The following is an 18,675-nucleotide window of genomic DNA, read 5'->3' as shown; positions in this document are numbered from 1 at the left end:
TCAGAACGCGATCTCGCCGCCCGTCTCGTCCAGCTCCCAAGCGAGGGGCCGGCCGGCGGCACGGGCGAAACCGGCAAGCAGCGGAAAATGCACCTCCGAGGCGGCGGGCTCGGGCCGCTCGCGCCCGGGGGCGGCATCGAGCCAGGACCACAGCGCCGGATCGGGCTTGGTGCGGCTGCATTCGGCCACCAGCCGCCAGCCGCTGGCGCCGCGGCAGACCAGCACGCCGCCGCCCCAGGGCATCGCGGTCTCGAAACACATCAGCGCCAGCAGGATCATGCGGCCCTCGGCGCGCGGCAGGTCGCCCTCGGCTTCCAGCCGGACGCGGATGCGCCCGCCCCGCTCGACATCGGCAAGCAGCGCCGCCAGCTCGGCCAGGCTCAGCCGCTGGTCGGGCGCGGCTTGGCCGAAGGCCATGCGGAACCAGCGCACCCGCGCCCGGGCCGCCTCGACGCTTTCCGCCATCAGCTGCATCTCGGCGCTCTTGCCGATGCCCGGCCAGGCGCCGGACAGCTGCAAGAGCTCCAGCCCGTTGCCGATGGCGCCCAGCGGCGAGACGATGTCGTGGCAGAGCCGCGAGCCGACCAGCGCTGCAAGACGCTCGGGCGGGATCGCCGCGGATGCATCGGGCGGGCGGCGGATTGTCAGATCGTCCATGAAAGGCTAGCCTGCATGTTTCCTCGGGAAAGGGCGTGAGATGAATGAAATCCTGGAACCCGGCATGATCGTGCGCCATCCCGGCGCCCCCGAATGGGGCACCGGACAGGTCCAGTCGCGCATCGGGGATCGCATCACCATCAATTTCACCAATGCCGGAAAGCAGGTGGTGAACGGCAGGCATATCGAGCTTGAACTGGTCACAACCGAGCCCCATTAAGCGATACGTGCAGAGTAATTCAACTTTTGCGTTAGTCAATCGCCGTTGAATCGCGCGACGCGCCAGCGGTTGCAATGTCGCGCCCCCCCGCCTAGACACGGGGCCAGAGACCATCAGCCCGGGTTCCAAGGCCGTAACGATGACGCCAGAGACGTCCTATTTCGCGACCCGTCTTGCCACGGACGAGACCGACCTTCTGGCGGCGCAGCGCCTGCGCTATCGCGTCTTCGTCGAGGAGCTGGGCGGCGACGGGCCGCTGGTCGATCATCAGTCCCGGTTCGAGCGCGACGAGTTCGATCCGGTCGTCGATCATCTGGTGCTGGTGGACAATCGCCGCTCGCGCGAGGCGCTGGACCATGTGGTCGGCGTCTATCGCCTGCTGCCGGGCGACCGGGCCGAGGCGTTCGGCCGCTTCTATTGCGACAGCGAATACGACCTCGCGCCGCTGCGCGCCTCGGGGCGGTCGCTGCTGGAGCTGGGCCGGTCCTGCGTCGATCCGGCCTATCGCGGCGGCTCGGGCATGTTCCTGATGTGGAACGCCCTGGCCGATTACGTGCTGGCGCGCGGCATCGAGATCCTGTTCGGCGTCGCCTCGTTCCACGGCACCGACGTGCAGGCGCTGGCCCAGCCGCTCAGCTGGCTCCACCATCATCACCTCGCGCCCGAGGCGATCCGTCCCCGCGCCCGTCCCGACGGCTATCGCCGCATGGACCTGATCCCGCCCGGGCAGCTGGACCGCCGCGCCGCCATGACCGGCATGCCGGCGCTGATCAAGGCCTATCTGCGGCTGGGCGGCATGGTCGGCGAAGGCGCCTGGCTGGACCGCGCCTTCAACACCACCGACGTGTTCCTGCTGGTCGATACCAAGGCCATGTCGGAAAAGCACCGCAAGTTCTACGAAACCCGGCAGGGGCAATGAGCGGGGGCGCCCGCGCCACCTGGCGGGACGAAGTGCCGCCGCCCGCCATCCCGCGCCCCGGCGCATTGGGCTGGCTGCTGGTCCTGCTGCGCGGCGGCGGCATCGTGCTGGTTCTGGCGCTCGGCGTGCTGCTGATCCTGCCGCTGCGCCTGGCCGAGCGGCTGTTCACCGGCCCGCGCCGGCCCGTCACCGGGCCGCATGTGCAGATCGTCTGCCGCCTCTGCCTGTGGATCATGGGACTGCGATGGCGCTGCATCGGCCGGCCGATGCGCGGCCCCGGGGCGGCGGTGGCGAACCATTCCAGCTGGCTCGACATCTTCGTGCTGAATGCGGCGATGCCTGTGTTCTTCGTCTCGAAATCCGAGGTGGCGGGCTGGCCGGGCATCAACATCCTGACCCGCGTGACTGACACGCATTTCGTCGCCCGCGACCCCCGCCTGGCCCGCGCCCAGGCCGAGGAATTCGCCGAGCGCACCCGCGCCGGCCATCGGCTGCTGTTCTTTCCCGAGGGCACCAGCAGCGACGGCTGCCGGGTGCTGCCCTTCAAGCCGACGCTGTTCCAGGGCTTCCTCGACCCGGCCCTGCCCGAAGGGCTGGCGATCCAGCCGATGAGCGCACATTACCATGCGCCGGAAAGCCGCGACCCGCGATTCTACGGCTGGTGGGGCGACATGGATCTGGGGCCGCATCTGCTGGCGGTGCTGGCGCAATATCCGCAGGGCTCGGTGACCGTGCGGCTGCACGCGCCGATCCCGGTGGCGGGCGAGACGCGCAAGACGCTGGCGATCAGGGCCGAGACCGAGATTCGCGAAGGTTTTTCGCAGGATTGAGCGGCAGCGCTTCAAGGCCGACCGCCATGCGAGCGGCACGGCCGCATGGGTATTTTCAAAACAGAGAAGTCATGGGCCGGCCCGCCTAGCTGCGGGCGGCGTTTCTGGTCTTCTCTGTTTTGAAAATACCCATGCAACAACGAAGCCCGGGCGAAGGCCGGGAATCGAGCACCGAGCTCAGAGCGGCCAGAACAGCGGAATCGTCAGGCAGGCGACAATGCCGCAGATGATGTCCAGAGGCACGCCGACCTTGACAAAATCGCTGAACCGGTAGCCGCCGGGGCCGTAGACCATCAGATGCGTCTGGTAGCCGATGGGGGTGGCGAAGGCGACGGTGGCCGAGAACATCACCGCCACCACATAGGCGCGCGGATCGTGGCCCAGCGATTTCGCCAGCGCGATGGCCACCGGGGTCAAGAGCACCGCGACGGCGTTGTTCGACAGCACCTCGGTCATGACGAGGCCGAGGAAATAGACCGCAATCAGGGTGGCGAAGGGCGGCAGGCCGCGCAGGTGGGGCGCCACGGCATCCACCACCAGATTGACCGTGCCGGTGTGCTCCAGCGCCTCGCCCACCGCCAGCATGGCGAAGATCATCGCCAGCAGCCGGGCATCGACAAACGAGAACGCCTCCTCGGCATCAACGCAGCGGGTGATCAGGATGATCGCCGAGGCGATGAAGGCCAGCGCCATGATCGGCGCCACGTCCAGCGCCGCCAGCGACACCACCGACAGAAGGCAGAGGATGGCGATGGGCGCGCGCTCGCGGCGGAACGGCCGGGCCGAGGGGCGCGAGACGTCGACCAACTCCATGTCGGCGGCCAGCCGGGCGATATCCTCGGGCGCGCCTTCCAGAAGCAGCGTGTCGCCGACCTGCACCACCAGGTCGTCGAGCTGGCGGCCGATGTTCTGGCTGCGGCGATGCGCGGCCAGGACATAGACCCCGTATCGGCGGCGCAGGCGCATGTCGCCCAGCCGGCGCCCGACCAGCCGCGCGCCGGGCGAGATCAGCACCTCGACGGTCTCGGTGGCGACCGAGCTGAGCTTGTCCACCATCTGGAAATTCTTGTTGGCCTGCATCTCCAGCAGATCGGCCATTTCCGAGCGCAGCACCACGCGGTCACCCGGCTCCAGCGCCACCTCGGCCAGGTTGCGGCGCAGCGAGGCATCGCCGCGCAGCACGTCGATCACCCGCACCGCGTCGCGCTTGAAGATCGGCGCGGTCAGCACCGGCTGGCCGACCAGGCTGGATTCCTCGGGGATGGCCACCTCGGTGAAGTATTTCATCTCGCGCCGGGTGCCGAGGAAGCCGGCCAGCGAGGTGCGGTCGGGCAGAAGCCGCCAGCCGATGGTGGCGAAATAGGCGATGCCCGCCAGCGTGATGGCGATGCCGACCGGGGCGATCTCGAAGATGGTGAAGGGCACCATGCCCTGCTCGCGCGCCACGCCGTCGACCAGCAGGTTGGTCGAGGTGCCGATCAGCGTCATCATCCCGCCCAGGATGGTGAAATAGCTCAGCGGCATCAGCAGCTTCGAGGGCGAGAACCCCAGCCGCAGCGCCAGCTGGATGAAGATGGGGATCATGACCGCCACCACCGGCGTGTTGTTCATGATCGCCGAGGCCAGGATCACGAACAGGAACAGCGCGCCGATGGTGAAGCGCGGATGGCTGGTCGCCCGCGCGGTCACGAGGCGGGACATGATTTCCAGGGCACCGGTCCGCAGAAGTCCGCCCATGATCAGGAACATGAAGGCGATGGTCCAGGGCGCCGAGTTCGACAGCACCCCGGCCGCGTCCTTGATCGGCAGAAGGCCCAGCAGCATCATCACCGCGGCGGTGCCGATGGCCACGACTTCGGGCGGATGCTTTTCGCGAATGAACTCGATGAACATGATGGTCACGATGATCAGCATCGCGAATGCCGCATTGGTTCCGGTCAGTTCAAAGCCCAGCATGCAATCCCGTCCCGTGCGCCGCTAAATCACGGCCTGTTCGATGGGTCATAGAATTATTTTCCCCCGCGTCGCAAGCAAAAGCGGGGGCCATGGCCGGTTCAGGCGGGAAGCTGCGTCGGGGCCAGCCGGCCGCCCCGGCGCAGCGGCTCGACCGCCACCGCCTTGCCGGTGCGATCGTCGGTCGTGACCAGCACGCCCGACAGCGTGGCCTCGCCCTCGGCGGGGGTGAAGCGTTCCTGGGCCATGCCGGTCAGGAAGCGGCGCAGCGGCTCGGCCTTCTCCATGCCGATCACGCTGTCGTAGTCGCCGCACATGCCGGCATCGGTCTGGTAGGCGGTGCCGCGGTTCAGGATCGTCGCATCGGCGGTGGGCACATGGGTATGGGTGCCGACGACCAGGCTGGCGCGGCCGTCGCACCAATGGCCCATCGCCATCTTCTCGCTCGTCGCCTCGGCATGGATGTCCACCACGCTGGCCTGCACCAGCCCCCCCAGCGGATGGGCGCGCAGCACCGCGTCGATGGCCGAGAACGGGTCGTCGAAGGGCCGCTTCATGAAGACCTGGCCCAGCACCTGCGCCACCAGAACCTTGCGGCCGCGCGTCGCCTCGAAAACCCGGGCGCCGTGGCCGGGCGCGACCTTGGAATAGTTCAGCGGCCGGATGATGCGCGGTTCGGTCTCGATATAGGACAGCATCTCCTTCTGGTCGAAGGCATGGTCGCCCAGCGTGATGCAGTCGGCGCCGGCATCGAGGATCAGCTTGGCATGCCCTCCGGTCAGGCCCATGCCGCCGCTGGCATTCTCGCCGTTCACGATGGTGAAATCGACGCCCAGTTGCTGCTTCAGGGGCGCAAGCCCCTCTGCAATCGCGCGCCGGCCCGCGCGTCCCATCACATCGCCAAGATACAGAATCCGCATGGGGCAGCGTTAGGCGAAAGCGGGCGCGCGCTCAAGCCCCGGCGGGGGGCCCGGGCGGCCTTATCCCAGCCATGCGCCAAGCGCCGCGCCCGCCAGCGCGACCATGGCGCCAAGCGCGATGCCCGCGGCGAATCCCGGGCGTCTCCGCGTCTGGGCCGGCGGCGGCGGCTCGCGCAGGAGTTCGGGCATGCGGCGTTCCAGGAATTCCGGCAGGAGCGGCGCGAAGCGCCCCAGCACCTGCGCGGCCCGGGTCAGGTCGCGCACCGCGGCGCGCGGCCCGAGATTGTCGCGGATATAGCTTTCCACCACCGGCCGGGCGACCTGCCACATGTTGATCTGCGGGTCGAGCGAGCGCGCCACGCCCTCGACCACCACCATGGTGCGCTGCAGCAGGATCAATTCGGTCCGCGTCGCCATGCCGAAGCGTTCGGTGACCTCGAACAGATAGGCCAGCAGGTTGGCCATCGAGATCCGGCTGGCATCGGCGCCGAAGATCGGCTCGCCCACGGCACGCAGCGCGCGGGCGAATTCCTTGATGTCGCGGTCGCGGGGCACGTAGCCCGCCTCGAAATGCACCCGCGCCACGCGCTCGTAGTCGCGGCGGATGAAGCCCATCAGGATCTCGGCATAGACGCGGCGGGTATATTCGTCGATCTCGCCCATGATGCCGAAATCGTAGATGACGATGTCGCCGTTCGCCGCCACCTTCAGATTGCCCTGATGCATGTCGGCGTGGAAATAGCCGTCGCGCAGCGCATGGCGCAGGAACAGCTGCAGCACCCGCGCGCCGATGGTCGGCAGGTCGTGTCCCGCCGCCCGCAGCGCGGCGATATCGCCCATCGGCACGCCCTCGGCCCAATCGGTGGTCAGCACCCGCCGGGCGCTGAGATGCCAATAGGGGGCGGGCACCGCCATGCCCTCGTCGCCCGCGGTGTTCTCGGCGAATTCCGAGGCCGAGGCGGCTTCGAGCCGCAGGTCCAGCTCTCCGGTCACCACCGATTCGAAATGCGCCACCACGTCGCGCGGCCGCAGCCGGCGGGTGGCCGGCGACAGCCGCTCGATCATGCCGGCGGCGAAGTGGAAGGCGTCGATGTCGCGGCGGAAGGCGGATTCGATCCCCGGGCGCAGCACCTTGACCGCGACCTCGCGGCCATTGTCGGCGCGGCGCGCACGATGCACCTGGGCGATGGAGGCGGCGGCCACCGGTTCGGAGAACTCGCTGAACAGCGTCTCGACCGGGCGGCCCAGCTCGGCCGCGACGGTGCGCAGCGCCTGGTCCTGCGGAAAGGGCGCCAGCCGGTCCTGCAGCATCGAAAGCTGGTCGGCCAGGTCCACCCCCACCACGTCCGGCCGGGTCGAGAGGATCTGGCCGAATTTCACATAGGCCGGCCCCAGCGCGGTGATGGCGCGGGTGACGGGCGGCAGGGCCGGGTCGCCCTTGTAGCCCAGCCAGGCGAAGGGCCAGCCCAGGATGCGGGCGGCGATGCGGATGCGGGCCGGCGCATCCGCCGCGTCCAGCGCCACCTTCATCGCGCCGGTGCGCTCGAAGGTGGCGCCGGTGCGGATCAGGCGCCAGATATTGTGAGGACCGCGCATGTCAGAGCTTCCAGCCGGAATGCAGCGCGGCGATGCCCATGGAGAGGTTGCGCCATTGCACGCGGCCGAAGCCCGCCTCGCGGATCATGGTGGCGAAGGTTTCCTGATCGGGGAACTTGCGGATCGATTCGACCAGATACTGATAGCTGTCGCGGTCGTTCGCGACGATCTGGCCCATGACCGGGATCACGTTGAAGGAATAGCGGTCGTAGAGCCATTGCAGCATCGGCACCGGCATCTGGCTGAATTCCAGCACCATCAGCCGGCCGCCGGGGCGCAGGACGCGCCGCGCCTCGGCCAGGGCATCGGGGATGCGGGTGACGTTGCGGATGCCGAAGCTGATCGTATAGCGGTCGAAGCTGTCATCGGCGAAAGGCAGCTGCATGGCGTCGCCGGTGACCCAGGCGAGCCGGTCGGCGAGCTTGCCGGCCTCGGCCCGCTTCCTGCCCTCGACCAGCATCGACTCGGTCATGTCGCAGACGGTGACGCGGGCGCCCGGCGCGCGGTCCAGGAAGCGGAAGGCGATGTCGCCGGTGCCGCCCGCCACGTCCAGCAGGTGCTGGCCGTCGCGCGGCGCCAGCCAGTCCATCATCGCGGTCTTCCAGATGCGGTGAATGCCGGCGCTCATCAGGTCGTTCATCACGTCATAGCGCGAGGCGACGCGAGAGAAGACGCCATGGACCAGCCCGGCCTTGTCCGCCTCGGCCACGGTGCGAAAGCCGAAATGGGTTTCCCCGTTGCTGTTGCCGCGCTCGTCAGAGGTCATATCGCTTGTCCATCCGTCGTTTCGCGCCCAGATAGTCCGAAAGCGCGCCGCGCGCCATAGCTGGGACGCGGGCCGCACCATGCGACGAACGGGAAGAAAATGCCAGAACTGCCAGAGGTCGAAACCGTCCGACGCGGCCTTCAGCCGCATCTTGAGGGGCGGGTGATCGCCCGCGCCGAAGCCCGCCGCCCCGACCTGCGCCGGCCCCTGCCGCCCGATCTGGTGCAGGTTCTGACCGGGGCGCGGGTGACGCGCCTGCTGCGACGCTCGAAATACATCCTGGCCGAGCTGGAGGATCGCGGCAGCCTGCTTCTGCATCTGGGCATGTCGGGGCGGATGCTGATCGAGGGGAAAAGCCAGGGCGAGTTTCACCGCGACCCGGCGATCCTGCCGCGCCATGACCATGTCGTGTTCTGGACCGACCAGGGCACGCGCATCACCTTCAACGACGCGCGGCGATTCGGCATGGTCGATCTGGTGGCGCCGGGGGCGACGCATCCGCTGCTGGCGCATCTGGGGCCCGAGCCGCTGTCGGAGGCCTTCACCGCCGAGGCGCTGGGACGCGCCTTCGCCGGGCGGCGCATGCCGGTCAAGGCGGCGCTGCTCGACCAGCGAATCGTGGCCGGGCTGGGCAATATCTACGTCTCCGAGGCGCTCTACCGCGCCGGCATCGACCCCCGCCGGCTGGCCGGGGCGGTCGCGGCGCCCGAGCTGGCGGCGCTGGTCGGCCATGTCCGCGCCGTGCTGGAGGAGGCGATCGCGGCCGGCGGCTCGTCCCTGCGCGACCACCGGCAGGCGACGGGCGAGCTGGGCTATTTCCAGCACTCCTTCCGCGTCTACGACCGCGAGGGGGCGCCCTGCCCCAGGCCGGGCTGCGCGGGCACGGTCCAGCGCATCGTGCAATCGGGCCGGTCGAGCTATTTCTGCCCGCTCTGCCAGCAGTGAAGCGGCCCCTGGCCGCTGCCTCCGGCGGGGGTATTTGGACAACAGAGAAGCGCGCTGGCCTTGCGGTCGCGCTTTTGTTACGAGTCGCGGTCAGCTTGTTTGCGAAAGGCTAGGAGTCGATGGCTTACCAGACCCTCACCGTCGAGATCGACGATTATGTGGCGCTGATCCGGCTGAACCGGCCCGAGGCGCTGAACGCCCTCAACTCGCAGCTCCTGGGAGAGCTGGGCGATGCGCTGGCCGAGGCCGACCGGAACGAGAAGGTGCGCTGCATCGTGCTGACCGGCAGCGAAAAGGCCTTCGCCGCCGGCGCCGACATCAAGGAGATGTCGGCCAAGAGTTTCGTCGATGTCTATACCGAGGACCTGTTCGGCGCCGAGATCGACCGCATCACCGCCACCCGCAAGCCGATCGTCGCCGCCGTCTCGGGCTATGCGCTGGGGGGCGGCTGCGAGCTGGCCATGGCCTGCGACTTCATTCTCTGCGCCGACAACGCCAAGTTCGGCCAGCCCGAGATCAACCTCGGGGTGATGGCCGGCATCGGCGGCACCCAGCGCCTGACCCGCTTCGTCGGCAAATCGAAATCGATGGAGATGCATCTGACCGGGCGCTTCATGGATGCGGCCGAGGCCGAACGCTCGGGCCTGGTCAGCCGCGTGGTGCCGGCGGCCAGGCTGATCCCCGAGGCGCTGGCGGCGGCGAAGAAGATCGCCGAAAAGAGCCAGATCGCCGTGCTGGCCGCCAAGGAGGCGGTGAACCGCGCCTATGAGACCACGCTGCGCGAGGGCATCCTGTTCGAGCGCCGCAGCTTCCAGGCGCTGTTCGCCACCGAGGACCAGAAGGAGGGCATGGCCGCTTTCCTGGAGAAGCGCGAGCCGCAGTTCCGCGACCGCTGATTTCGCTTGGCATTCGGCCCGGGGCGCTGTATAGGCCCGGGCTTACATGCGCGTGGGCCCGCTTAAGGCAAGAATCATGACCGTCCGGCAAGGGACGGGGCCGTGGGGCTTTTGCGTAATCGAAATACGAGAAAGAGAATAGGACCCATGGCCAACACGCCCCAGTCGAAGAAGCGCGCCCGCCAGATCGAGCGCCGCACCGCCGTCAACAAGGCCCGCCGCTCGCGCATCCGCACCTTCCTGCGCAAGGTCGAGGAAGCCATCGCCAGCGGCAATGCCGAAGCCGCCCGCGAAGCCCTGCAGAGCGCCCAGCCCGAACTGATGCGCGGCGTGACCAAGGGCGTCGTCCACAAGAACACCGCCGCGCGCAAGATCTCGCGCCTCTCGGCCCGGGTGAAGGCGTTGGCCACCGCCTGATCGGCTGCGGCATTTGTGCAACTATCAGTGGAATTGCCTAGGGGCGCGATCCATCGGAACGCGCCCTTTCGCATGAGGAAGCCCCGGGTTTTCCCACATTTTCCAGCCTGTTGGCGACCACCCCGCCATGCCCGCGAAGCGGCGAGATTCGATCCGGCAAAGTGACTGTCAAGCGCGAAGATCGGTTGCTGGCCGGCTGCGGTTCTTGCTAGCTTGTTTTCTGCGATTCACCGTCGCGCCTGGGGGACATGCTCTGAACCGTCGGCTTTGCCGCCGACAGGCAGGGTGGCAGCAGGATCAGACAGATCCGCTACCGATAATGCGCAAAGCCGGCTGCCACCGGCCTGCGCTGCGTGTCTGAAAGTTTCGGCCGCAGGACGGCCCGCACACCGCCTTGGCGGCGCGGGCTTTCTGTTGCCGAAACTTCATGCGTTCAGGCCGCGGCACCGAATCGCCTCACGCCGGAAAATCCCGGCGGCATGTGGGGACAAGAGACGGAACTGGGCGAGATGGACAGACTTTGGGGGCAGGCGCGTGAAGAACTTCAGAAGATCGTCGGAGCGGACAGTTTCTCCACCTGGATCGAGCCCCTGCGCCTGACCGGCGTCGCGGACGGCACCGCCACCATCGCCTGCCCGACCCGCTTCCTGTCCGACTGGGTCTCGCGCCATTACAGCGACGATATCCTCAAGGTGCTGGACCGCATGGGCGGCCCCGTGCAGCGCCTGAGCTTCGAGACCCGCAGCCAGACCGCCCGCCAGGCCGCCGCGCCCGCCGTCAAGCGCCCCGCCGCCCCGCGCCCCTCGGGCGAAGAGGACCTGGCCGCGCCGCTGGACAGCCGTTTCACCTTCGAGAATTTCGTGGTCGGCAAGCCGAACGAGCTGGCCCATGCCGCCGCCCGCCGGGTGGCCGAGGGCGGGCCGGTGACCTTCAACCCGCTGTTCCTCTATGGCGGCGTCGGCCTGGGCAAGACCCACCTGATGCATGCCATCGCCCGCGAGATCCAGATGCGCCAGCCCGAGGCGCGGGTGCTCTATCTCTCGGCCGAACAGTTCATGTATCGCTTCGTCCAGGCGCTGCGCGACCGCACGGTGATGGATTTCAAGGAACTGTTCCGCACCGTCTCGGTGCTGATGGTCGATGACGTGCAGTTCATCGCCGGCAAGGAATCCACGCAGGAGGAATTCTTCCACACCTTCAACACCCTGGTCGATCAGGGCAAGCAGATCGTCATCTCGGCCGACCGCGCGCCGGGCGAGATCAAGGACATGGAGGAGCGCATCAAGTCCCGCCTGCAATGCGGGCTGGTGGTGGACCTGCACCCGACCGATTACGAGCTGCGCCTGGGCATCCTGCAAAGCAAGACCGACAGCTTCCGCGTGCAATATCCCGGGCTGCTGATCGCGCCGGGCGTGCTGGAATTCCTGGCGCACCGCATCACCTCGAATGTCCGGGTGCTGGAAGGCGCGTTGCAGCGGCTCTTCGCCTTCGCCAGCCTGATGGGCCGCGAGATCACGCTGGACATGACGCAAGAATGCCTGGCCGACATCCTGCGCGCCAACGACCGCAAGGTTTCCATCGAGGAGATCCAGCGCAAGGTGGCCGAGCATTACAACATCCGCCTGGCCGACATGATCGGGCCCAAGCGCGTGCGCACCGTCGCCCGGCCGCGGCAGATCGCCATGTATCTGTCCAAGCAGATGACCTCGCGCAGCCTGCCCGAGATCGGGCGGCGTTTCGGCGGCCGCGACCACACCACCATCATGCATGGGGTGAAGAAGATCGAGGAGCTGCGCAGCGCCGACCGCGGCCTGGCGGAAGACATCGACCTGCTGCGCCGCCTTCTGGAAGCCTGAACGCATGCGCTTGACCTTGCGCGGGAATGTGCCAAATTGGCGCCCCGCGCCAGACCGGCATGAGACCAGAAGGACATGAGGGTGGACCTATGAAATTTTCGATTGAACGCGCCGATCTGGTCAAGGCCGTTTCCCAGGCCCAGTCCGTCGTCGAACGCCGCAACACCATTCCGATCCTGGCCAATGTGCTGATCGAGGCTACGCCCGAAGGCGTCAGCTTCCGCGCCACCGACCTGGATACCGAGATCGTGGACCGCGCGCATGCGCAGGTCGAGCGGCCCGGCGCCACCACCGTCTCGGCCGGGATGCTCAACGACATCGCCCGCAAGCTGCCGGACGGCGCGCTGGTGCAGCTCAGCCTCGACGCTGCCTCGCAGCGGCTGTCGGTGCAGGCCGGGCGCTCGAATTTCAGCCTGGCGACGCTGCCGCGCGAGGATTTTCCGGTCATGTCCTCGTCGGAATATTCGGCGAATTTCTCGGCCCCCGCCGTGGTGCTGCGCCGGCTGTTCGACAAGTCGAAATTCGCCATCTCGAACGAGGAAACCCGCTATTACCTGAACGGCGTCTACATGCATGTCGCGCAGGGCGAGGACGGCCCGACCCTGCGCTGCGTCGCCACCGACGGCCACCGGCTGGCGCGGATCGACGCGCCGCTGCCCTCGGGCGCCGAAGAGATGCCGGGCGTGATCGTGCCGCGCAAGACCGTGGCCGAACTGCGCAAGCTGCTGGACGACGACGAGGCCGAGATCGCGGTTTCGGTCAGCGAAACCAAGGTGCGCTTTGCCACGCCCACCATCACCCTGACCTCGAAGGTGATCGACGGCACCTTCCCGGATTACAGCCGCGTGATCCCCTCGGCCAATGCCCGCAAGCTGGAAGTCGATGCCGGCGATTTCGCCAAGGCCGTCGACCGGGTGGCCACCGTCAGCAGCGAGCGTTCGCGGGCCGTCAAGCTGTCCCTGGACGAGGACCGGCTGGTCCTGTCGGTGAACGCCCCCGATGCCGGCGCGGCCGACGAGGAGCTGCCGGTGGCCTATGCCGACGATCCGCTGGAGATCGGCTTCAACGCCAAATACCTGCACGAGATCGCCAGCCAGATCGAGCGCGAGAATGCGGTCTTCCTGTTCAACGGCTCGGGCGACGCGGCGCTGATCCGCGAAGGCGGCGACACCAGCGCGGTCTATGTCGTCATGCCGATGCGCGTGTGACGCTGACCCGGCTGCACCTGACCCAGTTCCGCAGCTGGGCCAGGCTGGAGATCGAGGCCGACCGCCGCCCCGTCGCCATCCACGGTCCGAACGGGGCGGGCAAGACCAATATCCTGGAAGCCATCTCGATGCTGTCGCCCGGCCGCGGCATGCGCGGCGCCGCGCCCGGCGACCAGGCCCGCAAGGGCCCGGATGTCGGCTGGCAGATCCGCGCCCGGATCGGCGAGCATGAGGTCCTGACCCGCGCCCTGCCCGGCGAACGGCGCGAGGTGGTGATCGACGACAGGCCCGCGACGCAGATCGCGCTTGGCGGGCTGATGCGGCTGATCTGGCTGACCCCGGCCATGGACAGGCTGTGGACCGACGCGCCGGAACAGCGGCGGCGCTTTCTCGACCGCGTGACGCTGAGCTTCATCCCCGGCCATGCCGAAGATGCGCTGGCCTATGACAAGGCCATGCGCGAGCGCAACCGGCTGCTCAAGGACGAGATCCGCGACCCCGGCTGGTATCGCGCGCTGGAGGCGCAGATGGCCGAGACCGGCTCGGCGGTGACGCGCAACCGGCTGAACGCCATCGCCCGAATCATGGCGGCGCAGGACGGGGCCGGGACCGCCTTTCCCTCGGCCAGCCTGACCCTGCTGCCGGGCGAGGGGTTCGCCTGCGATCCCGATCCCGACAGCATCGCCGCCCGGCTGGCCGAGGGCCGCAGCCGCGACATAGCCGCCGGCCGCACCCTGACCGGTCCGCATCGCGCCGACCTGGGCGCGCATTGGGGGCCGCAGGCCATGCCCGCGGCGCTGTCCTCGACCGGCGAGCAGAAGGCGCTGCTTCTGTCGCTGGTCCTCGCCAATGCCCGGGCGCTGGAGGGCGAAACTCCGGTGCTGCTGCTTGACGAGGTGGCGGCGCATCTGGACGCCGAGCGCCGCGCCGCGCTTTACGACGAGATCTGCGCGCTTGGCGCCCAGAGCTGGCTGACCGGCACCGGGCCGGAACTGTTCGAGGCGCTGCACGGCCGGGCGCAATTCCTGGCGATCGAGCGGCAGGGTGAGACTTCGACCCTCGCAATGGGTATTTGAGGAGCAAAGAAGCCGGTTTCACGTCGATTTGAGTATTTGGGAAACGGTGAAGCTCAGGGGTCGAGCATCAAGTCCACCAGTTCGAACCGGCTCACGTCGACGATGCCGAGATCCGAGATCCGCAGTTCCGGGATCACCACCAGCGCCAGCAGCGAATGCTGCATATAGGCGTTGTTGAGCGTGCAGCCGCAATCCTGCATCGCCTTGACGATGGCCTGCGCGGCCTCGGCCACCTCCTCGGCCGGGCGGTCGGACATCAGCCCGGCGATGGGCAGCGGCACGGTCGCCAGTTCCTCGCCGTCGCGGAACACGGTGACGCCGCCGCCGATCCCGCCCAGGTGGTTCGCGGCCGCCGCCATGCTGCCGCGATCCGTGCCGACGACGATCATGTGGTGGCTGTCATGCGCCACGGTCGAGGCGACCGCCATCCGGCCCCGGTAGCCGAAGCCCGAGACGAAGCCGTTCACCACGCCGCCCGTCGCCCGGTGCCGTTCGACCAGGGCGATGTGGCAGGTGTCGCCCTGCCCCTCGATCACGCCGTCGCGGATCGGCAGCTCGGCGGTCAGCGCACGGGTCGGCGCCTGGTTCTCGACCACGCCGATGACGCGGACGCGGGCGCTGGCGCCCGTGGCGCGGACCTCGAAATCCGGGGCGGCGAGGCGCTTGCCCAGATGCACCGAGTTGCGCACCGCCTCGGGCCAGGCGATGCGCGGGCAATCGACCAGCAGCCTGCCGGCTTCCGCCACCAGCCGGCCCTGGGCGATCACCGCCTCGATGGGCAGGGTCCGCAGCTCCGAGGTCAGGATCACATCCGCCCGCCGGCCCGGGGTGATGCTGCCCAGCTCGCGTTCCAGCCCGAAATGCTGCGCCGCATTGATGGTCGCCATCTGGATCGCCACCAGCGGATCGCAGCCGCAGTCGATGGCGTGGCGCACCACCCGGTTCATGTGGCCCTCATGGACCAGCGTGCCGGAATGGCTGTCATCGGTGCAGAGGATGAAGAAGCGCGGGTCGAGCCCCTTTTCGGTGATCGCGGTGATCTGGCTTGCCACGTCATACCAGGCCGAGCCGAGGCGCATCATGCAGCCCATGCCCTGCCGCACGCGGGCGATGCCCTGCGCCTCGGTCGTGGTCTCGTGGTCGTCGTTGGCACCGCCGGCGACATAGGCGTGGAAGGGCCGGCCGAGGTCGGGGCTGGCGTAATGCCCGCCCACCGTCTTGCCGGCGGCGCGGGTCGCCGCGATCTCGGCCAGCATCTGCGGGTCGCCCGCGGCCACGCCGGGAAAGTTCATCATCTCGCCCAGGCCGACGATGCCGTCCCAGCCCATGGCCTGCGCCACCTCGCCCTCGGTGATCGGCTGGCCGGTGGTTTCCAGCCCCGGCGCCGAGGGCGCGCAGCTGGGCATCTGCGTGAACATGCTGATCGGCTGGAGCAGCGATTCGTCGCGCATCAGCCGCACGCCCTCCAGCCCCAGCACATTGGCGATCTCGTGCGGGTCGTGGAAGATCGTCGTGGTGCCGTGCGGGATCACCGCCGCCGCGAAGCCGGCAGGCGTCAGCATCCCCGATTCGACATGCATATGCGCATCGATCAGGCCCGGGACCATGAAGCGGCCCGCGGCCTCGATCACCTGCGTATCGGGGCCTACCGAGGGACCGGCATCGGGGCCGACATAGGCCACCCGGCCATCGGCCACCGCCAGGTCGATCCCCGGGATCACCTCGCGCGCGTGGACATTGACCCATTGCCCGCCCCGGATCACCAGATCGGCCGGGGCGCGCCCCGCCGCCACCTCGACCAGCCGGGCCTGCGATTGGATCCACGGTTTCAACATGCCTGCCTCCTTGTTCATCGCCCCCAGATTGCGGCAGGGTGGCGCGGAAGGAAAGGCGGCGCGATGGAATGGAGCGGCGAGGCCAGCGTGATGGCGCAGCAAAGGCACGGCGAAAGCGCCGTGATCCTGACCGTGCTGACGCGCGACGCGGGGCTGATCCGCGGCCTCGTTCCCGGCGGCGCCAGCACCAAGCGCGCCGCCATGCTGCAACCGGGCAACCGGATCAGCCTGCGCTGGCGGGCGCGGCTGGAGGAGCAGCTGGGCACCTTCGCCGTCGAACCGGCGCGGGCGCGGCCGGGGCTGCTGGGGGGCGCCGATGCGCTGGCCGGGGTGAACGCGGTCACGGCGCTGCTGACCTATGCCCTGCCCGAGCGCGACCCGCATCCGCGCCTGGCCGACGCGACCGAGGCGCTGCTGGACCTGATGGATGCGGGCGGGAACTGGGCCGAGGCCTATCTGCGCTGGGAAATGCGGCTTCTGGACGAGCTGGGCTTCGGCCTCGACCTGGCCAGCTGCGCGGTGACCGGCTCGCGCGAGGGGCTGGCCTATGTCAGCCCGCGCTCGGGCCGGGCGGTTTCGGCGCAGGCGGCGGGGGAATGGGCGCCGCGGCTGCTGCCCTTGCCGGCCATGCTGGGCGGGCGCGGCAATGGCGGCATCGAGGATGCGCTGGCCCTGACCGGGCATTTCCTGCGATCGCGGCTGGCCGAGGCGCATGCGGGCAAGCCCTTGCCGCCCGCCCGCGCCCGGCTGGTCGCCCGGCTTATCGCGTCGCCGCCCGCCAGCGGATGGTGACGCCGGGACCGGTCATCACCAGTTCGCCGCCCTCGCGCCTTGCCTCGCGCACCGCGCCGAGCGCTTGGAAGAAGGCGTGTTCGCCCCCCTCCTGCAGGCAGGCGCGGCGGGTGGTGGCCAGCGCGCCCAGGTCCAGCGCCGGCAATGCGGCCTTGTTGCGGCCGGTGAACAGGTTGCAGGGTCCCTGCCCCGAGACCGTGCCATCCTCGGCGATATGCAGGCTGGGCGTGCCCGAGACTTCGAGGCCCTCCACCGCGATCAGCGTGTATGCGCCGGGGATCGGCGCCGCCGCCTCGGAATCCGGCATGCAGCCAGCCAGCGTCAGGACCAGGGCCAGGGCCAGGATTGGCATTCGCATCGCTTGCCCTCCTCGGGTCGGGTCATTCCTTGCGATAGCCCGGCTCGTAGGTCAGATAGGTCGGCCCCTTGATGGTCAGCACGCCGCCCTCGTAGGTGATGCCATTGGCCGCCGACAGCGCCTGGAAGTAGCGCGATTCCAGCCGTCCGGCCAGCCCGCTGCAGCCCATCTGGGACGTGGTCAGCGGCCCAAGCGCGAAGGCCGGCGGCTCGGCGTTCTGCTTGGCCGAGTAATGGTTGCAGGGCGCCTGACCCGAGATCGAGCCGTCCGCCTCGATGGTCATGCCGACATTGCGCTGCGGCACGGTATCGGAACCGATGCCGACCAGCACATAGGGGCCGGTCGGGATATTGGCGCCGGGCGTGTCCGAGGCGGTCGAGGTCGGCTCGCAGGCGGCAAGGCCGAGCGTGGCGGCAATTGCCGCCGAAATCATCGGGATGCGGGTCATGGGCAGCTCCGTTCTGTTCTCTTGCCGCCATAATGCCCTAACGCCCCCCGCTGTCCAGCCGGGCCCGGTATTTCCTCCTGCCCCAGTAACCTGCATGCAATAGCTGCGCTCTGCCCCACGGTTTACCCCGGCGCAACGCCATGGCCGCCATGGACCCGCGGCCCCTTCCCGGCCGCCCCCTTCGCGCCCGCGAGCGGCGACCGCCGGCTTGACGCCCCGCCCGGCATCGGACAGGTTGCGCCTGCCTCCGGGCGAATGCGCAAGGCAAGGGATGCACAAGAGTTTCAGCGAATTGATGCGGCGCCGGCGCTCGGTCCGGGCCTATCGCGACGAGCCGGTCCCGCGCGCCACGGTCGAGGAGATCTGCCGCCTCGCCCGCACCGCGCCCAGCGGGGCGAACCTGCAGCCCGGGCGCTTTCACGTCCTGACCGGAACCGCGCTTGCCGATCTGGTGCGCGGCCTTCAGGCGGCCATCGATGCCGGCCTGCCCGAGACGGCGGAATATTCCTATTTCCCCGACCCCATGCCCGCGACGCTGAAAGCGCGGCAGCGGGCGGCGGGCTATGCGCTTTACCAGGCGCTGGGGATCGCGCGGCGCGATCTGGAGGGGCGCCGCCAGCAGTTCCGGCGCAACTATGCCTTTTTCGGCGCGCCGGTGGGCGTGGTGGTGACCATCGACCGGGCCATGGGCAAGGGCTGCTTCATGGACCTGGGGATGAGCCTGATGGGCTTCCTGCTGGCCGCCGAGGCGCAGGGGCTGGGGGCGACCGGCATCGGCGCGCTGGCCAATTACGGCCCCACCATCCACCGCCTGCTGGACCTGCCCGGGGACGAGATGGTGGTCTGCGGCATCGCCTTGGGCTGGCCGGACCCGGAGGCGCCCGAGAACCGCCTGCGCACCGGGCGCGAGGACCTGCCGGCCTATACCAGCTTCCGCGGCTTCTAGCCCGGCGGCATCCACGGCCCGGCGGGCGCGCTTTGGA

At 68.9% G+C, this 18,675-nt stretch carries 19 protein-coding genes; 11 read left to right on the top strand and 8 right to left on the bottom strand.

The genetic code is table 11. The features are described from left to right. Positions 1–657 (bottom strand): histidine phosphotransferase family protein, encoded by a 657-nt coding sequence (locus L632_RS0106775; RefSeq protein WP_028712869.1) that lies wholly within the window; start codon positions 655–657, stop codon positions 1–3. A 40-nt stretch (positions 658–697) separates the two neighbouring features. On the opposite strand from L632_RS0106775, the gene L632_RS0106770 reads away from it, so the two are divergent. The 3 genes from L632_RS0106770 to L632_RS0106760 all read left to right on the top strand — a co-directional run bounded on the left by L632_RS0106770 (position 698) and on the right by L632_RS0106760 (position 2,626). Continuing rightward, a complete protein-coding gene (locus tag L632_RS0106770) occupies positions 698–877 on the top strand; it encodes a DUF3553 domain-containing protein (RefSeq protein ID WP_028712870.1) in 180 nt (59 codons plus the stop codon). 139 nt (positions 878–1,016) lie between these two features. Then, positions 1,017–1,796 (top strand): GNAT family N-acetyltransferase, encoded by a 780-nt coding sequence (locus tag L632_RS0106765; protein ID WP_028712871.1) that lies wholly within the window; start codon positions 1,017–1,019, stop codon positions 1,794–1,796. Beyond that, the gene (locus tag L632_RS0106760; protein ID WP_028712872.1) at positions 1,793–2,626 is read left to right on the top strand and encodes a 1-acyl-sn-glycerol-3-phosphate acyltransferase; all 834 of its coding nucleotides are present in this window, start codon (positions 1,793–1,795) and stop codon (positions 2,624–2,626) included. The genes L632_RS0106765 and L632_RS0106760 overlap by 4 nt, the downstream gene beginning before the upstream one ends. Positions 2,627–2,803: 177 nt before the next feature. Here L632_RS0106760 and L632_RS0106755 read toward each other — a convergent pair whose 3' ends face one another. The 4 genes from L632_RS0106755 to ubiE form a co-directional block, all read right to left on the bottom strand. Beyond that, on the bottom strand, positions 2,804–4,582 hold the full coding sequence (locus L632_RS0106755; protein WP_028716525.1) for an SLC13 family permease: 1,779 nt from the start codon (positions 4,580–4,582) through the stop codon (positions 2,804–2,806). A gap of 98 nt (positions 4,583–4,680) precedes the next feature. After that, positions 4,681–5,499: a TIGR00282 family metallophosphoesterase gene (locus L632_RS0106750; RefSeq protein ID WP_028712874.1), complete on the bottom strand. Its 819-nt coding sequence runs from the start codon at positions 5,497–5,499 to the stop codon at positions 4,681–4,683. 60 nt (positions 5,500–5,559) lie between these two features. Continuing rightward, on the bottom strand, positions 5,560–7,095 hold the full coding sequence (gene ubiB, locus L632_RS0106745) for a 2-polyprenylphenol 6-hydroxylase (protein WP_028712875.1): 1,536 nt from the start codon (positions 7,093–7,095) through the stop codon (positions 5,560–5,562). A 1-nt stretch (position 7,096) separates the two neighbouring features. Then, the gene (ubiE, locus tag L632_RS0106740; RefSeq protein ID WP_028712876.1) at positions 7,097–7,861 is read right to left on the bottom strand and encodes a bifunctional demethylmenaquinone methyltransferase/2-methoxy-6-polyprenyl-1,4-benzoquinol methylase UbiE; all 765 of its coding nucleotides are present in this window, start codon (positions 7,859–7,861) and stop codon (positions 7,097–7,099) included. 99 nt (positions 7,862–7,960) lie between these two features. On the opposite strand from ubiE, the gene mutM reads away from it, so the two are divergent. The 6 genes from mutM (at position 7,961) to recF (ending at position 14,259) form a co-directional block, all read left to right on the top strand. Further along, complete coding sequence (gene mutM, locus L632_RS0106735; protein ID WP_028712877.1) at positions 7,961–8,806, top strand: bifunctional DNA-formamidopyrimidine glycosylase/DNA-(apurinic or apyrimidinic site) lyase; 846 nt, start codon at positions 7,961–7,963, stop codon at positions 8,804–8,806. 119 nt (positions 8,807–8,925) lie between these two features. Continuing rightward, positions 8,926–9,702, top strand: a complete 777-nt coding sequence (locus L632_RS0106730) for an enoyl-CoA hydratase (RefSeq protein WP_028712878.1) — start codon at positions 8,926–8,928, stop codon at positions 9,700–9,702. 147 nt (positions 9,703–9,849) lie between these two features. Beyond that, on the top strand, positions 9,850–10,119 hold the full coding sequence (gene rpsT / locus L632_RS0106725) for a 30S ribosomal protein S20 (protein WP_028712879.1): 270 nt from the start codon (positions 9,850–9,852) through the stop codon (positions 10,117–10,119). Positions 10,120–10,628: 509 nt separating this feature from the next. Further along, on the top strand, positions 10,629–11,975 hold the full coding sequence (gene dnaA / locus L632_RS0106720; RefSeq protein ID WP_028712880.1) for a chromosomal replication initiator protein DnaA: 1,347 nt from the start codon (positions 10,629–10,631) through the stop codon (positions 11,973–11,975). 89 nt (positions 11,976–12,064) lie between these two features. Then, on the top strand, positions 12,065–13,183 hold the full coding sequence (gene dnaN / locus L632_RS0106715) for a DNA polymerase III subunit beta (RefSeq protein WP_028712881.1): 1,119 nt from the start codon (positions 12,065–12,067) through the stop codon (positions 13,181–13,183). After that, the gene (gene recF / locus L632_RS0106710; RefSeq protein WP_028716524.1) at positions 13,180–14,259 is read left to right on the top strand and encodes a DNA replication/repair protein RecF; all 1,080 of its coding nucleotides are present in this window, start codon (positions 13,180–13,182) and stop codon (positions 14,257–14,259) included. The genes dnaN and recF overlap by 4 nt, the downstream gene beginning before the upstream one ends. A 53-nt stretch (positions 14,260–14,312) precedes the next feature. On the opposite strand, the gene ade is transcribed toward recF, so the two are convergent. Beyond that, entirely contained in the window at positions 14,313–16,094 is a 1,782-nt protein-coding gene (ade, locus tag L632_RS0106705; RefSeq protein WP_028716523.1) for an adenine deaminase, read from the bottom strand. Positions 16,095–16,157: 63 nt separating this feature from the next. Here ade and recO point away from each other — a divergent pair, with 63 nt between their 5' ends. After that, complete coding sequence (gene recO / locus L632_RS0106700) at positions 16,158–16,886, top strand: DNA repair protein RecO (RefSeq protein ID WP_028716522.1); 729 nt, start codon at positions 16,158–16,160, stop codon at positions 16,884–16,886. Here recO and L632_RS0106695 read toward each other — a convergent pair. Together L632_RS0106695 and L632_RS0106690 are read right to left on the bottom strand one after the other, a co-directional pair. Beyond that, positions 16,855–17,244: an META domain-containing protein gene (locus L632_RS0106695; RefSeq protein WP_232215689.1), complete on the bottom strand. Its 390-nt coding sequence runs from the start codon at positions 17,242–17,244 to the stop codon at positions 16,855–16,857. The genes recO and L632_RS0106695 overlap by 32 nt on opposite strands. Before the next feature lie 22 nt (positions 17,245–17,266). Then, the gene (locus L632_RS0106690) at positions 17,267–17,692 is read right to left on the bottom strand and encodes an META domain-containing protein (RefSeq protein ID WP_028712886.1); all 426 of its coding nucleotides are present in this window, start codon (positions 17,690–17,692) and stop codon (positions 17,267–17,269) included. A gap of 271 nt (positions 17,693–17,963) precedes the next feature. Here L632_RS0106690 and L632_RS0106685 point away from each other — a divergent pair, with 271 nt between their 5' ends. Then, the gene (locus L632_RS0106685) at positions 17,964–18,638 is read left to right on the top strand and encodes a nitroreductase (RefSeq protein WP_028712887.1); all 675 of its coding nucleotides are present in this window, start codon (positions 17,964–17,966) and stop codon (positions 18,636–18,638) included. Positions 18,639–18,675: the final 37 nt, after the last annotated feature.

The organism is Paracoccus sp. J39 (assembly GCF_000518925.1).
Lineage (GTDB): Bacteria > Pseudomonadota > Alphaproteobacteria > Rhodobacterales > Rhodobacteraceae > Paracoccus.
The sequence above is the reverse complement of the archived record's forward strand: the minus strand, read 5'-3'. Positions and strand labels throughout refer to the sequence as shown.

Coding starts and splice junctions, on each gene's coding strand:
- recO (WP_028716522.1), top strand. CDS start 16,158: ATGGAATGGAGCGGCGAGGCCAGCGTGATGGCGCAGCAAAGGCACGGC.
- ade (WP_028716523.1), bottom strand. CDS start 16,094: ATGTTGAAACCGTGGATCCAATCGCAGGCCCGGCTGGTCGAGGTGGCG.
- dnaN (WP_028712881.1), top strand. CDS start 12,065: ATGAAATTTTCGATTGAACGCGCCGATCTGGTCAAGGCCGTTTCCCAG.
- L632_RS0106685 (WP_028712887.1), top strand. CDS start 17,964: ATGCACAAGAGTTTCAGCGAATTGATGCGGCGCCGGCGCTCGGTCCGG.
- rpsT (WP_028712879.1), top strand. CDS start 9,850: ATGGCCAACACGCCCCAGTCGAAGAAGCGCGCCCGCCAGATCGAGCGC.
- ubiB (WP_028712875.1), bottom strand. CDS start 7,095: ATGCGCGGTCCTCACAATATCTGGCGCCTGATCCGCACCGGCGCCACC.
- L632_RS0106750 (WP_028712874.1), bottom strand. CDS start 5,499: ATGCGGATTCTGTATCTTGGCGATGTGATGGGACGCGCGGGCCGGCGC.
- L632_RS0106755 (WP_028716525.1), bottom strand. CDS start 4,582: ATGCTGGGCTTTGAACTGACCGGAACCAATGCGGCATTCGCGATGCTG.
- L632_RS0106765 (WP_028712871.1), top strand. CDS start 1,017: ATGACGCCAGAGACGTCCTATTTCGCGACCCGTCTTGCCACGGACGAG.
- L632_RS0106690 (WP_028712886.1), bottom strand. CDS start 17,692: ATGACCCGCATCCCGATGATTTCGGCGGCAATTGCCGCCACGCTCGGC.
- L632_RS0106730 (WP_028712878.1), top strand. CDS start 8,926: ATGGCTTACCAGACCCTCACCGTCGAGATCGACGATTATGTGGCGCTG.
- ubiE (WP_028712876.1), bottom strand. CDS start 7,861: ATGACCTCTGACGAGCGCGGCAACAGCAACGGGGAAACCCATTTCGGC.
- dnaA (WP_028712880.1), top strand. CDS start 10,629: ATGGACAGACTTTGGGGGCAGGCGCGTGAAGAACTTCAGAAGATCGTC.
- L632_RS0106760 (WP_028712872.1), top strand. CDS start 1,793: ATGAGCGGGGGCGCCCGCGCCACCTGGCGGGACGAAGTGCCGCCGCCC.
- mutM (WP_028712877.1), top strand. CDS start 7,961: ATGCCAGAACTGCCAGAGGTCGAAACCGTCCGACGCGGCCTTCAGCCG.
- L632_RS0106770 (WP_028712870.1), top strand. CDS start 698: ATGAATGAAATCCTGGAACCCGGCATGATCGTGCGCCATCCCGGCGCC.
- L632_RS0106695 (WP_232215689.1), bottom strand. CDS start 17,244: ATGCGAATGCCAATCCTGGCCCTGGCCCTGGTCCTGACGCTGGCTGGC.
- L632_RS0106775 (WP_028712869.1), bottom strand. CDS start 657: ATGGACGATCTGACAATCCGCCGCCCGCCCGATGCATCCGCGGCGATC.